Below are 12,419 nucleotides of genomic sequence, written 5' to 3' on the forward strand. Positions count from 1 at the left end.
ACCTCCGGGCGCGCGGCGTCGCCGTCTAGCGGCGCCCCGGCTCCGGCGGGAGGCTACGGCCGCAGCAGCACCTTGCCGACCCGGCCGGCGGTCGTGCTCGCCGCCACGGCCTCGGCGATGTCGTCGAGCGCGTACGTGCCGGCGACCGGCAGCGTGAGCTCGCCGGCGAGCACGTGCCCCATGAGCTGCGTGAAGAGCATCGACCTGGTCTCGGGGTCCATGTCGCGGCTCACGCGGCTGCCCCAGAAGCCCCGGATGGTGAGCTGCTTGAAGATGACGTCGCCGGACGGGAGGCGCATGTCGGGGGAATGCATCGCGCCGAACACCACGAGGGTGCCCCCATCGGCGAGCAGCGACACCACGTCGGCCGACGCGTCGCCGCCGACGGAGTCGACGCCCGCCAGGATCGGCGCATCGCCCGTGAGGGCGGCGACCTCGTCGCGCCATCCGTCGGCCTCGGTCGACACGACGTTCGAGATGCCCTGGTCGCGGAGCTCGGCGACGCCCTCTGCCCGCCGCACGAGCCCGATGACGTTGATGCCGCGTGCGGCCCCGATCTGGGCGACCATGCGGCCCACCGCGCCGTTCGCCGCGTTCTGCACCATCCAGTCGCCCGGCTTCAGGTCGAGGGAGTGCAGCAGGCTGACCGCGCTGAACGGCATGGAGACGAGCTGGGCCGCCGCCTCGTCGGGCAGCCCGTCCGGGACCGGGATGAGCCCCGCCGCGCCGGCGACGAAGTACTCGGCCCAGACGCCGAACGTGCCGCCGGTGACGACGCGCTGGCCGACGTCGAGGCCGGTCACGCCGTCGCCGAGCGCATCCACGACGCCCACGGCTTCGGTGCCCGCACGGGCCGGAAGCTCGGGCTTGAATCCGTAGGTGCCGCGGACGGTCCACAGGTCGTGGTTGTGGATCGTCGCGCGCAGGGTGCGGACGCGGACCTGGCCCGGGCCGGGCTCGGGCAGCGGGCGCTCCTCGACCGCGAGCACGGTCTCGGGGGCGCCGAATTCGGAGTGGATGAGGGCGCGCATGACGCGGCTCCTTTCGTTGCGGTACGGGGAACGGCCGGGGTGGCCGGGATCGGATGGCGACGGTCAGCGCGTGGTCGCGGCCGGCGCGCCATCCGATTCGGTCGTGGCGGGTACGTGAGCGGATGTCGCGGCCGCGTGCATCGATGCGGTGACCCGCTGGAGCGTGCCGATCAGCGATTCCGCGTCGCCCTCGCGCACACCCGCCGCCTCGGCGATCCGCGACGGCAGGTGGGCCAGTTCGGCACGCAGCGCGGTGCCGCGCTCGCCGAGGGAGACCGTGACCACGCGCTCGTCCTGCGCGCCGCGGGCCCGGACGACGAGCCCCGACTGCTCCATGCGGCGCAGGAGCGGGGAGAGCGTTCCGGAGTCGAGCTGGAGCAGGTCGCCGAGCGACGAGACGGTCTGCTCGCCTTCACGCCAGAGGGCGACGAGCACCAGGTACTGCGGGTAGGTCAGGCCCCACGGCTCGAGGAGCGTGCGGTAGAGCTGCGTCGTCGCCCGGGAGGCGGCGTACAGCGAGAAGCACACCATCTCATCCGTCACGACCATCCGAGAAGCATTGCACACAATCGAATTGTGTACAACTCGAATGGGGCGGATGCCGCGTGCGTCGCCGTCCGGACCGCGGCCCGGCGGTCAGCCGGCGTCGGGTCGCATGCCGCTCGACCCGAGCACGCGCTCGACCGTCAGCTCGAGGACGACGCGCTTCGGATTCGGCCGCGGCTGCCGGTATCGCGCCGCGTAGAGCTCGACCGCCAACGCGACCGACTCGGGGTCCGACAGGATGCGGACCGGGCCCTCGAAGCTGATCCACCTCGCACCGTCGACCGTGTTCACGCTCGCGCGGCCGCTCCGCTCGGCGTTGAGGAACTTCTGCGATCCGCTGCTGCCGATCACGCGGACGATCCCGTCGAGGTAGGTGATCCCGACCGGCACCGAGTGGATCCGGCCGTCGCGGCCCAGCGTCGAGAGCGTCGCGAGGTGGCGCTCGCCCAGGAGCTCGCGTGCGGCGTCGGTGATCATCCGGTCTGGTACTCCATGCTTCACGGCGGTCGGGGTCCTCGCCGCATCAGTCTCTCATCCGCGGCGCCGTTGGAATCCCGTCGCAGATGTGCCGCGGACGGGTGCCACGGCCGTGACGCCCCCGTGCCCTACTGTCATCCCATGGGCACGACGGCGTCTGCGTACCTGACCGGCTTCGGCCGGTACCTGCCGGGGGATCCGGTCGACAACCACGGCATCGTGGCGCGGCTCGGCGGCGACGATCCGGTCACCGCGCGCATCCGCGGCATGATCCTCGACCAGAACGGCATCCGGCAGCGCCACTACGCGCTCGACGAGCGCGGCGAGCCGACCGAGCTCAACGAGGAGCTCGCGGTCAAGGCGCTCCGTGCGGCACTCGACGACCGCGGCATCCGCCCCGACGACCTGCGCATGCTGGCGACCGCGACGACCATCGGCGACGTGCTCGTTCCCGGCTTCGCCTCGATGGTGCACGGCCGGCTCGGCGGTGGGCCGATGCAGCTGCTCTCGGCGTCGGGCGTGTGCGCCTCGAGCCTGCAGGCGCTCGACGCGGCGGTGGGCAAGGTCAAGCTCGGCGAGCACCCGCGGGTCGCGGTGGTCGGGTCGGAGCTGGCGAGCCGCAGCCTCCGTCAGCGCCGCTTCGACGGCATCCGCGCGGGCATGGACTCCCACTTCCTGCGCTGGATGCTCTCCGACGGCGCGGGCGCCGTGGTCGTCGAGTTCCAGCCGCATCCCTCGCGGCCGTCGCTCCGCGTCGACTGGGTGCGGCACGTGTCGCTCGCCCACGAGCACGACGTGTGCATGCGCGCGGGGATGGACGGGCTCGAACCCGAGGTCGGGCGCACCTGGCAGGACGTCGGCATCGGCGACGCCGAGGCATCCGGCATGTTCGTGCTCCGACAGGACGTGAGCGTGCTCGACGACCTCGCCGGCGCCGGCCTCCGCGAGTTCGAGCAGCTCGTCGACATCGGACTCGTCGACGTCAGCCACCTCGACCACGTCGTCTGCCACTACAGCACCAACGCGTTCCGCGACCTCGCGTTCGACGGGCTCCGCAAGCGCATCCCGACGCTCGACACCGACCGCTGGTTCTCGAACCTCGAGACGTGCGGCAACACGGGCGCGGCGAGCATCTTCATCGCCCTCGAGGAGGCGTGGCGCACGGGCCGCTTCTCGCCCGGCGAGACCATCCTCCTCGCCGTCCCCGAGTCGGGCCGGTTCTCGTTCGCCTTCGCCCATCTCACCGTGGTCGCCCCACCCGATCAGCAAGGAGCCCCGACATGACGACCGACACCGCCGCGACGGCCACGACGACGGATGCCGCGGGCGCGGCGTCGCCCGCCGAACCCGCCGCGCTCTCCGAACGGCTCGCCGAGGTGTGGGCCGAACTCGAGGAACGCCTCGACCGGGTGCCGATCCTCCGCGCGCTCGCCGAGGGCACGGTGACGATCGACGACTACCGGCGGCTCCTCTTCAACCTGCGGCAGCAGGTCGTCGACGGGTCGCCGTGGATCAGCCGCGCGGCATCCAACTTCGACATCGACCACTTCACGCTCCGCGCGGCCGCCATCAAGCATGCGGAAGAGGAGCATCGCGACTACCTCATGCTCGAGCGCGACTACGTCGCGATCGGCGGGTCGCTCGACGAGCTCCGCGCCGGCCGCAAGAACCTCGGCTCCGAGGCGCTCTCGGGCTACATGTTCACCTACGCCGACCGGCCGAACCCGGTCGGGCTCCTCGGAGCGATGTTCATCATCGAGGGGCTCGGCGCGAAGCGGGCCGCGGGCTGGGCCGCGCGGTTCCAGGAGGTGCTCGGGCTCGCCGACAACCAGGTGCACTTCATGACGTACCACCAGGAGGCAGACGGGGCGCACACCGGGGACCTGCAGGCGATCCTCGACTCCGGCATCATCGACGACGCGGCCGCCGACGAGATCGTGCGGTGCGCCCAGGTCGTCGCGCGGCTGTACGCGCTGCAGCTCGAGGAACTGGACCGCTGACGTGCCGAAGGTCCCCGAGTACGTCCGCTCCGACCCGAGCATGTGGCAGGCGGTGTACGCCGACCCGTCGGTGCCGCTCGACCGCGCGCTCGTGCGCCAGATCATCAACGACCAGCGGCGGCTCTCCCGTCGTTGGCTGTACCCGATCGCGCGCGTCGTCTCGCGCGTGCTCGTCGCACTCATCTCGATCGTCAAGCGCGTGCTGCCGTTCCGGTGGATGCCGCTGCACACGATGGACGTGCTCTGCGTGTGGTTCCTCCGCCGGTTCGTGTCGCCCGACGCCGTCGACCTGCTGATCCGCCACTTCGTGGTCGAGACCAACCTCGTGAACTTCATCATCCGGAACACCCCGGTCGACATGGAGCCCGTGACGCTCCGGCCCGAGAAACTGTCCGGGCTCGGCGACCAGGCGGTCGTCGAGCACGACGTCAACGTCTACGACGTGCTCATCGCGCTCGACGACGTGAAGCTCACCCGCCCCGAGACCCTCGACTTCTCGCAGCTCGACGTGCCGCCCCTCGACGCGGAGCGCCGCCGCCGACGCGTCCTCCGCCTCGACATCCAGACCGCGCTCTGCTTCATGAACATCCCGTTCTCGATGGCGCTCACGGTCGAGGAGTACCGGCGTGCGGTGCACTCCATCCGCTTCGACGACTCGTTCCTCGAGATCCTCGCGCTGATCACCGACGACGACACGTTCCGCCACTGGAAGCTCGCGGGCATGAGCCTCTGGATGGACTCCAACGTCGACGTGCCGCGCATGGTCTACCGGCACGCGCTCGTGTGCGAGTACGCGCACGCCAGGCTCGTGAAGCTCGCCGGCGGCGCGTACCCGCGCGACACCGACGTCGCGTTCGACTGACGGCCACCGGCGCCCGGCACGCGACGGGTCCGGCGCGCCGTGCAGACGACGGATGCCCCGGGGCTCGAGCCCCGGGGCATCCGCTCGCAGCTTCACGCGGGCCTACGACGCCCTGCGCCGGTAGATGCGCATGGCGAATCCGAACGCGACCGCCATGATGCCGACGAGCCAGGCGAGCGCGACCCAGATGTCGGCACCGACGGGCTCGCCGGCGAACAGCGCCCGGGTCGTGTCGACGATCGAGGTGACGGGCTGGTTCTCGGCGAACCAGGCGACCGGCCCGGGCATCGAGTCGGTCGGCACGAACGCCGAGCTCACGAACGGCAGGAAGATCAGCGGGTAGCTGAACGCGCTCGCGCCGTCGACGGTCTTCGCCGAGAGGCCGGCGATCACGGCGATCCAGGTCAGGGCGAGCGTGAACAGGACCAGGATCCCGATCACGGCGAACCACGCCCCGACGGACGCCCCGGTGCGGAACCCCATCACGAAGGCGACCCCCACGACGATCGCGACCGACACGAGGTTGGCGACGAGCGAGGTGAGCACGTGCCCCCAGAGCACGCTCGACCTCGCGATCGGCATCGACTGGAACCGCTGGAAGATGCCGCCCTGCAGGTCGAGGAACAGGCGGTACGCCGTGTAGGCGACGCCGGAGGCGATCGTGATGAGCAGGATGCCGGGGAGCATGTAGTCGATGTACGACTCGGTGCTCCCCGTGTCGATCGCGCCCCCGAACACGTACACGAACAGCAGCATCAGCACGATCGGCGTGACCGCCGTGGTGATGATCGTGTCAGGGCTGCGGACGATGTGCGTCAGCGAGCGTGCCGTGAGGACGCGCGTGTCGCTGAGGACGTGGGTGGTCATCGCGACTCCTTCCGGGTGGGCTCGGCAGCGGTCGCCCCACCCCGGGCCGGATCCCCGACCAGGGCGAGGAAGACCTCCTCGAGCCTCGGCTGCTTCTCGACGTACTCGACCTTCGCGGCCGGGAGCAGTCGCTTGAGCTCGGCGAGGGTGCCGCTCCGGATGATCACGCCCTCGTGGAGGATCGCGATCCGGTCGGCGAGCTGCTCGGCCTCGTCGAGGTACTGCGTGGTCAGCAGCACGGTCGTGCCGCCGTCGGCGAGCGCCTTCACCGTCTGCCAGACCTCGATGCGCGCCTGCGGGTCGAGGCCGGTGGTCGGCTCGTCGAGGAAGATGACCGGCGGATCGCCGATGAGGCTCATCGCGATGTCGAGCCGTCGCCGCATGCCGCCGGAGTAGGTCGCCGCCCGACGGTCGCCGGCCTCGCTGAGCGAGAACCGGGCGAGCAGGTCGTCGGCGATGCGCCCGGGATCCTTCAGGTGACGCAGCCGGGCGACGAGCGCGAGGTTCTCGCGGCCCGTGAGCACCTCGTCGACCGCGGCGAACTGCCCGGTCAGGCTGATCGAGCGGCGGACGTCGCCGGCATCGGCCGCGACATCGAACCCCTGCACGGTCGCGGCGCCGGCGTCGGCCTTCAGCAGCGTCGACAGGATGTTCACGAGCGTGGTCTTGCCCGCACCGTTCGAGCCGAGCAGGGCGAAGATGCTGCCCTGCGTGACGTCGAGGTCGACGCCGCGCAGCACGTGGACGTCCGCGAAGGACTTCTCGATGCCCCGCACGCGGATGGCGGGCGCGGCGGCCGCGACGGGCGCTGCGGCGGTCATCGCGGTTCCTCCTCGTCGCGCCTGGCGTCGTCGATCGCCTTGGCCAGGCGAGCGCGCTCCTTGTCGATCCACTGCGCTCCGCCATAGGCCTGGGTGAAGCTCTCGGCGAAGCCCACGGGGTCGTCGCCGACGAGCTCGCCGACCGGCGTGCCGTCGATGGCGGCGCGCTCGAAGAGGTCGGCGAAGTCGCCGAGCATGGTGACGAGCGTGTCGCCGTCGGTGATGCCGCCGTAGTACATGAAGTACCGCTCGAACGCCTTCGCGGCCCCGGCGTACGGCTCGGGAAGGGCGGCGATGCGCGCCTTGTACTGGCGGTACTGCTTCTTCTGCTCGAGGGAGCCCGTCAGGGCTTCGATCCACTTCGCGGCCATGGTCACTTCTCCTCCTCCTGGAGCGGTCCGATGTCGTGGAGCTGTTCGATTCGTGCGGTGAGGAAGCTCCAGGTCCTCCAGAACTCGTCGAGCGAGTCGCGCCCGCGGGCGTTGAGGGAGTACACCTTGCGCGGTGGCCCCTTCTCCGACGGGACCTTCTCGACGTCGACGAGACCGCGCTGCTCGATGCGCACGAGCAGGGCGTAGATGGTGCCCTCGGCGATGTCGGTGAAACCCTGTTCGCGCAGCCACGCGGTGATCTCGTAGCCGTAGGCGGGCCGGCCGGACAGGATCGCGAGCACGATGCCCTCGAGCGTGCCCTTCAGCATCTCGGTCGCCTGCCTGCCCATCGGGCCTCCTCGACTATTCAGTGTTGCTGAGTACCGGTACATAGTAAGCACGAGTACCGGTAGATAGCAACGCTGAATACCGAGTTGGGCGACGGATGCCTCGGGCGGACGTCCGGCACCTTCTCAGCCCGCGGCGGCGGCGGCGCGAGTAGCCTGAGCGGGCGGGGCGGCAGCGCGGTGCATCGACGGCACGGCGCAGCGTCGACCCGGCGGGCACGAACCTCGATCCACCGCCCGAGACGGAGCTGCAGACCGATGACGTGGGACGACGATCCGAACGGCGAGGACCGACGCGGTCCGAGGCCGTCCGGGCGCGAGATCCTGCTCCAGGTCGCCGGCTACGTCGGCCTCGTGACCGCCGTCGTCGCCCTCGTGGTCGGCGCCGTCTTCGCGGTGACCGCCTGGGGCGTCGCAGTGAAGCCCGGCGGGTTCGCCGCACCGTCCGCGTCGGGGCGCGGCGCTCCGCTTCCGCCGGTGACCTCGTCATCGACCGGGGGCGACGCCGAGGCGGGCGCCCGGTCCGAGTCGACGGATGACCCGAACGCCCTCACCGGGTCGGAGGTGGCGCCGCTCGTGGAGCCCGAGCCCGAGGCCGAGCCGGAGGTCGAGGTCGACTGGCTCTCGGTCGTCGCGGAGGCGACCGGCATCCCCGCGCGGGCGCTCTCGGCGTACGCGCTCGCGCACGTCGCGATCGCCGAGGAGGAGCCGACGTGCGGGCTCGACTGGACGACGATCGCGGCCATCGGCGCGATCGAGTCCGGCCACGGCAGCCACGGCGGCTCGGTCCTCGAGGCGTCGGGCATGGTCCGGCCCACGATCCTCGGCCCGGCGCTCGACGGCGACGGCGTGGCGGCGATCCACGACACCGACGGCGGCGTCCTCGACGGCGACGTCACGTGGGACCGCGCGGTCGGGCCGATGCAGTTCATCCCGTCGACCTGGGATCAGTGGGGGGCCGACGCGAACGGCGACGGCGTCGCCGACCCGAGCCAGATCGACGACGCCGCGCACGCCGCCGCGCGCTACCTGTGCGCCTCCGGCCCGATGACCACGCCCGACGGATGGCGCGAGGCCGTCTTCTCGTACAACCACCTCGACTCGTACGTCGACAAGGTCGCGAGGCTCGCGAACGGGTACGCCGCCGCGATCGGGTAGTGCCCCGTCGATCCGCCGCTCGGCGGCCGCCCGCCGCGACCACGCGGACCGCGGAGTTCCGCGTGAGAGACTGCCCCGATGAGTGCCGACATCGAGCTCGCGCGGATCGGCGCCGGCACGGTGGTGCTCCACGACGCCCGGCGCGACCTCCGTCGGAGCGTGGACCTCGAGCCGTTCGAGATCGGCGTGTACCCGGTGACGCAGGAGCAGGTGGCCGAGCTCCTGGGTGAGACCGCGACCCACTCGCGGCGGCCGGCGACCGAGGTGAGCTGGCTCCGTGCCATCCGCTTCTGCAATGCCGCGTCGGAGTGGGAGGGGCTCGACCCGGCCTACGCCTTCGACGGCGAGGACGTCACCTGGCATGTGGATGCCGACGGGTTCCGCCTCCCGACCGAGGCGGAGTGGGAGTTCGCGTGCCGCGCCGGATCGACCGCGCCGCACTACGGCCCGCTCGACGAGGTCGCGTGGACGAGCGCCGACGGCGTCACCGCCCCGCAGGACGTCGGCGGCAGGCTGCCGAACCTGAACGGCCTGTTCGACACGCTTGGCAACGTGTGGGAGTGGTGCTGGGACCTGCTCGACCCGGCTCGCTACGACGACTACCGCGTGTTCCGGGGCGGCGGCTTCGCCGACGACGCGTGGAGCGTTCGGGCCTCCACCAGGCGCGGGGGCGCGCCGCGCATGCACCACGAGGACGTCGGATTGCGCGTCGCGCGGGGCGGGTTCGATGCGGCGGATGCCGCGCAGGGCTGGTCGGCGCAGGCCGACCTCGAGCGCGCTGCGGTCGACGGGCCGGTGCCCTACGGGTGGACGCCGCGGCGCTGAGCAGTCCGTGCTTCCGGGTGCGCCGCGGCATCACTAGCGTGGGAGACGACTCGGGACGGAGCGCGTCGGCCCCGAGGGGAGGAACCGCCGTTGAGCGTCGAGGACATCGTCACCGCCTATGTCACAGGCCTGCCCCCGGGCGTCCGATACGAGCGCGTGCGCGTGATCGCCGACGGCGACCTCGTCCTCCTGCACGGCGTGGTCCACGGCGACGGTCCCGTTCCGCTCGTGGGGTTCGACCTCCTCCGCGTCGGCGACGGGAGGATCGTGGAGCACTGGGAGGCCCGGACGCCGGTCGTGAACCAGCCCGTCGGAGGTCGGTCTCAGGTCGACGGACCGGTCGCACCGACGGATCACGACCTGACCGCGGCGAACCGTGCGCTCGTGACCGGATGGATCGATCGGGTGCTCATCGGAGGCGACCGCTCGGCCCGGACCGAGTACGTCTCGGCGGACCGGTACGTCCAGCACAATCCTGAGGTCGCCGACGGCCTCGACGGGTTGGCCGACGCGGTCGCGGCCTGGTCCGCGGCCGGGCGACGGCTCCGATACGACGCCGTGCGACAGGTCGTCGCCGAGGGCGACTTCGTCTTCGCCCGTTGCGAAGGCGACTTCGGCGGACCCGTCGTCTTCAACGACCTCTGGCGCGTCGAGCACGGTCGGATCGTCGAGCACTGGGATGTGATCGTCCCGGCCGCGCGAGCGGCGGACGGCGCCGGCGCCTGAGCCGACGACCGGCTACGGCAACTGCAGCGCGGTGTCGCCGAGCACGACTGCGGCGACCGACAGGATCGCCCCGGCGGCGATGACGAGCGCGGCCATGACGAGCACGAGCGCGGTGCCGAGCAGGGTGGCCTTCGATTCCTGGCGCACGCCACGCGAGGTCTGGTCGGAGGTGTTCGAGGTCATCATCGCCGGTCCTTTCGGCTCATGGCCGCCTGGTTCGATCCACTCACATCATGCAGGCCCGACGGCGAGGCCGAAACCGCCTTTCGGATGAATCGCGCGTCAGCCGTCGGCGGCGGCGCGCTGCGCGACGATCGCCGCCGTGATGCGCCCGATCAGCTCGACGGGCAGGTCGTCGCCGTGCCGGATGTTCACCGAGTCCTTGCCGGTCCGCATCGGAGCGACCTCGGACTCGAGGGGTTCGGGCAGCGTCGGCACCGGGTAGAGCCCGATGTGGCGCTTCCAGCCGGCGAAGTGCAGCGCGTAGCGGCCGCCGAGCATGACGGCGGCGATGCCGTATCGCACCTTCTCCTCCACCGGCGGCGGGACCTCGGCGATGATCGCGGCTCGCACCTGCCTGAGGCGATCGGCGACCTCGTCGGGGAACGACGCGATGTACTCGTCGACGGTTTGCACTGCCATGCGGTCATGCTGGCACCGTTCGATGGGACGCACCAGTGCCGGGAGCCAGCCGCCGCCCTGCGCGCACCCTGCGAATTCGCATGCACCCCCTGCCGTTTCGGGCCGACCTGGCGTAGATTGCGATATATCGCGTTGAGACACGCTATATCGCGTCATCGTCGGCGCGATGTCCGCAGCGACGGAGCGACGGGAGGGGCGGGCGCATGGACCTGGATGACCGCGGAGGGATCGGCGCGAGCCCGCGGAGGCGGCGGCCATGACCGGGCTCGAGGTCGTGCTCGCCGCACTCGGCATCATCGTGCTCATCGGCATCGCGAGCTTCGTCGCGCTCGTGCTCCTGGTGCGGCACGTCTACCGACGCATCCGTCGCAGCCGACGTGTCGACGGTGCGCTGATGCGGAGCCGAGCGAAGATGAGCCGCGGCCCGCAGCGCACGATCCTCGACCTCAGGGTGCGGCTCGACGACGCGCTCGCGAGCGGGCAGGCCGCCGTCGACCTCGCCGCGCAGGGCCCGGGCCCGCGCGGGGAGTTCCCGGGCATCTTCCGACGCATCCGCGAGGAGGGCGCGTCGCTCGACGCGCAGCTGCGACTGATGGAGAGCGAGATCGACCGATCCGTCCTCGCTGCCGAGCTCCCCGCCGCCGAGGAGCGCGTCGGCCAGGTCGAGGCGCTCGTCCGACGCATCCGCTCGGCCGTGGCATCCGCCCTCGCCGGAGCGAGCGACGACGGACTCACCGGCCTGCGCGCCGACGTCGACCGCGAGGTCGCCGCGCTCCGCGCGGGCGTCGAGGAGCTCCACGCGCTCAGCCTCCGCGACATCGCCGACGGGCATCTCCGACGGCCCGCCGCGTCCACGGTTCGCGACACCGCGGCCGTGCATCACAGCTCACCCGTTCGAGACAAGGGGAACCGATCATGAGCGACAACACCTCCCGGATGCGCACCATCTTCCGCAGCAAGACCACGAAGGCCCTCGACCGGATCGAGGACCCGCGCGACACCCTCGACGACAGCTACGACCAGCAGGTCAAGCTGCTGCACGAGGTGCGGCGCGCCGTCGCCGAGGTGGCCACCGCGAAGAAGCGCATCGAACTGCAGGGCCAGGAGATGGGCGGGCGCTACCAGCGCCTGGGCGCGCAGGCGCGCGATGCGCTGACGCAGGGGCACGAGGACCTCGCGCGCGCCGCGCTCGAGCGTCGGGCCCTGCTCGAGGGCGAGGTCGCGAAGCTGCAGGCGCAGTACACGTCGCTCGACAGGCAGGCGTCGCAGCTGCAGGAGCGGGAGCGCCGGCTGACCGACCAGATCGCGGCCTTCCGCGTCGAGAAGGAGACGATCAAGGCGACCTACACCGCGTCGGCGGCGCAGGTGCGCGCGAACGAGGCGGTCGCGGGGCTCAGCGCGAACATCGACGACATCGGCACGAGCCTCGACCGGGCGCGCGACCGGGTCGCGCAGATGCAGGCGCGTGCAGCCGCCACCGACGAGCTGCTGACGAGCGGGGTGCTCAAGGACCTCACGGCGGCGCCCGATGCCGACATCGAGCGGCAGCTGGCCGCGATCACGGCGCAGGCCGAGGTCGAGCGGCGCCTGCAGTCGATGCGGGATGCCACCGGGTCGGACGCGCCCGCCGCCGAGCGCGGCGATGAGGGGCCCGACGGCTGGCTGAGCATCGGGCAGGGCCCGGCGAGCTGAGGCTGGTCGGCCCGCCTGGCTCAGTCGGGCCCGGCGGCTCGGCCGTTCGCCTCG

General features: G+C 71.7%; 17 protein-coding genes. 8 read left to right on the plus strand and 9 right to left on the minus strand.

Annotation, left to right across the window (positions count from 1 at the left end; all coding sequences use genetic code 11):
* Window positions 1-53: 53 nt before the first annotated feature.
* The 3 genes from ESO86_RS04460 to ESO86_RS04470 form a co-directional block, all read right to left on the minus strand.
* Window positions 54-1,031 carry a zinc-binding dehydrogenase gene (locus ESO86_RS04460; protein ID WP_129233678.1) on the minus strand — a complete coding sequence of 326 codons (978 nt, stop codon included), beginning with the start codon at window positions 1,029-1,031 and terminating at the stop codon, window positions 54-56.
* A gap of 63 nt (window positions 1,032-1,094) precedes the next feature.
* Entirely contained in the window at window positions 1,095-1,580 is a 486-nt protein-coding gene (locus ESO86_RS04465; RefSeq protein ID WP_207207012.1) for a MarR family winged helix-turn-helix transcriptional regulator, read from the minus strand.
* 87 nt (window positions 1,581-1,667) lie between these two features.
* Window positions 1,668-2,054, minus strand: a complete 387-nt coding sequence (locus ESO86_RS04470) for a PPOX class F420-dependent oxidoreductase (protein ID WP_129233679.1) — start codon at window positions 2,052-2,054, stop codon at window positions 1,668-1,670.
* Window positions 2,055-2,195: 141 nt separating this feature from the next.
* On the opposite strand from ESO86_RS04470, the gene ESO86_RS04475 reads away from it, so the two are divergent.
* From ESO86_RS04475 to ESO86_RS04485, 3 genes are read left to right on the plus strand one after another with little or no spacing between them, the layout of a single operon-like run.
* Window positions 2,196-3,338 carry a 3-oxoacyl-[acyl-carrier-protein] synthase III C-terminal domain-containing protein gene (locus tag ESO86_RS04475; protein ID WP_165307318.1) on the plus strand — a complete coding sequence of 381 codons (1,143 nt, stop codon included), beginning with the start codon at window positions 2,196-2,198 and terminating at the stop codon, window positions 3,336-3,338.
* The gene (locus tag ESO86_RS04480; protein ID WP_129233681.1) at window positions 3,335-4,054 is read left to right on the plus strand and encodes an iron-containing redox enzyme family protein; all 720 of its coding nucleotides are present in this window, start codon (window positions 3,335-3,337) and stop codon (window positions 4,052-4,054) included. Before ESO86_RS04475 ends, ESO86_RS04480 begins: the two co-directional genes overlap by 4 nt.
* Window position 4,055: 1 nt before the next feature.
* Complete coding sequence (locus ESO86_RS04485; protein ID WP_242492202.1) at window positions 4,056-4,916, plus strand: DUF6999 family protein; 861 nt, start codon at window positions 4,056-4,058, stop codon at window positions 4,914-4,916.
* A 102-nt stretch (window positions 4,917-5,018) separates the two neighbouring features.
* Here the strand turns inward: ESO86_RS04485 and ESO86_RS04490 are convergent, their stop codons facing one another.
* From ESO86_RS04490 to ESO86_RS04505, 4 genes are read right to left on the minus strand one after another with little or no spacing between them, the layout of a single operon-like run.
* Entirely contained in the window at window positions 5,019-5,783 is a 765-nt protein-coding gene (locus tag ESO86_RS04490; protein ID WP_129233682.1) for an ABC transporter permease, read from the minus strand.
* On the minus strand, window positions 5,780-6,604 hold the full coding sequence (locus ESO86_RS04495; protein ID WP_129233683.1) for an ABC transporter ATP-binding protein: 825 nt from the start codon (window positions 6,602-6,604) through the stop codon (window positions 5,780-5,782). Before ESO86_RS04495 ends, ESO86_RS04490 begins: the two co-directional genes overlap by 4 nt.
* Window positions 6,601-6,975, minus strand: a complete 375-nt coding sequence (locus ESO86_RS04500) for a DUF1048 domain-containing protein (RefSeq protein ID WP_129233690.1) — start codon at window positions 6,973-6,975, stop codon at window positions 6,601-6,603. Before ESO86_RS04500 ends, ESO86_RS04495 begins: the two co-directional genes overlap by 4 nt.
* 2 nt (window positions 6,976-6,977) lie before the next feature.
* Window positions 6,978-7,325, minus strand: coding sequence for a PadR family transcriptional regulator (locus ESO86_RS04505; RefSeq protein ID WP_129233684.1), 348 nt, complete (start codon window positions 7,323-7,325; stop codon window positions 6,978-6,980).
* 255 nt (window positions 7,326-7,580) lie between these two features.
* Here ESO86_RS04505 and ESO86_RS04510 point away from each other — a divergent pair, with 255 nt between their 5' ends.
* The 3 genes from ESO86_RS04510 (at window position 7,581) to ESO86_RS04520 (ending at window position 10,031) form a co-directional block, all read left to right on the plus strand.
* Window positions 7,581-8,480, plus strand: coding sequence for a lytic transglycosylase domain-containing protein (locus ESO86_RS04510; protein ID WP_207207013.1), 900 nt, complete (start codon window positions 7,581-7,583; stop codon window positions 8,478-8,480).
* Between the two features lie 78 nt (window positions 8,481-8,558).
* Window positions 8,559-9,305 carry a formylglycine-generating enzyme family protein gene (locus tag ESO86_RS04515; RefSeq protein ID WP_129233685.1) on the plus strand — a complete coding sequence of 249 codons (747 nt, stop codon included), beginning with the start codon at window positions 8,559-8,561 and terminating at the stop codon, window positions 9,303-9,305.
* Window positions 9,306-9,395: 90 nt separating this feature from the next.
* Window positions 9,396-10,031, plus strand: a complete 636-nt coding sequence (locus ESO86_RS04520) for a nuclear transport factor 2 family protein (protein ID WP_129233686.1) — start codon at window positions 9,396-9,398, stop codon at window positions 10,029-10,031.
* 12 nt (window positions 10,032-10,043) lie between these two features.
* Here ESO86_RS04520 and ESO86_RS18565 read toward each other — a convergent pair whose 3' ends face one another.
* Window positions 10,044-10,217: a hypothetical protein gene (locus tag ESO86_RS18565; protein ID WP_165307320.1), complete on the minus strand. Its 174-nt coding sequence runs from the start codon at window positions 10,215-10,217 to the stop codon at window positions 10,044-10,046.
* Between the two features lie 96 nt (window positions 10,218-10,313).
* Window positions 10,314-10,673, minus strand: a complete 360-nt coding sequence (locus ESO86_RS04525) for an iron chaperone (protein WP_129233687.1) — start codon at window positions 10,671-10,673, stop codon at window positions 10,314-10,316.
* Window positions 10,674-10,929: 256 nt separating this feature from the next.
* Between ESO86_RS04525 and ESO86_RS18570 the strand changes: the two genes are divergently transcribed.
* Window positions 10,930-11,592, plus strand: a complete 663-nt coding sequence (locus tag ESO86_RS18570) for a hypothetical protein (RefSeq protein ID WP_165307322.1) — start codon at window positions 10,930-10,932, stop codon at window positions 11,590-11,592.
* Entirely contained in the window at window positions 11,589-12,365 is a 777-nt protein-coding gene (locus tag ESO86_RS18575; protein WP_165307324.1) for a PspA/IM30 family protein, read from the plus strand. Before ESO86_RS18570 ends, ESO86_RS18575 begins: the two co-directional genes overlap by 4 nt.
* Window positions 12,366-12,419 lie beyond the last annotated feature (54 nt).

This window comes from Agromyces binzhouensis (assembly GCF_004135055.1).
In the GTDB taxonomy this organism is placed as follows: Bacteria; Actinomycetota; Actinomycetes; order Actinomycetales; family Microbacteriaceae; genus Agromyces; species Agromyces binzhouensis.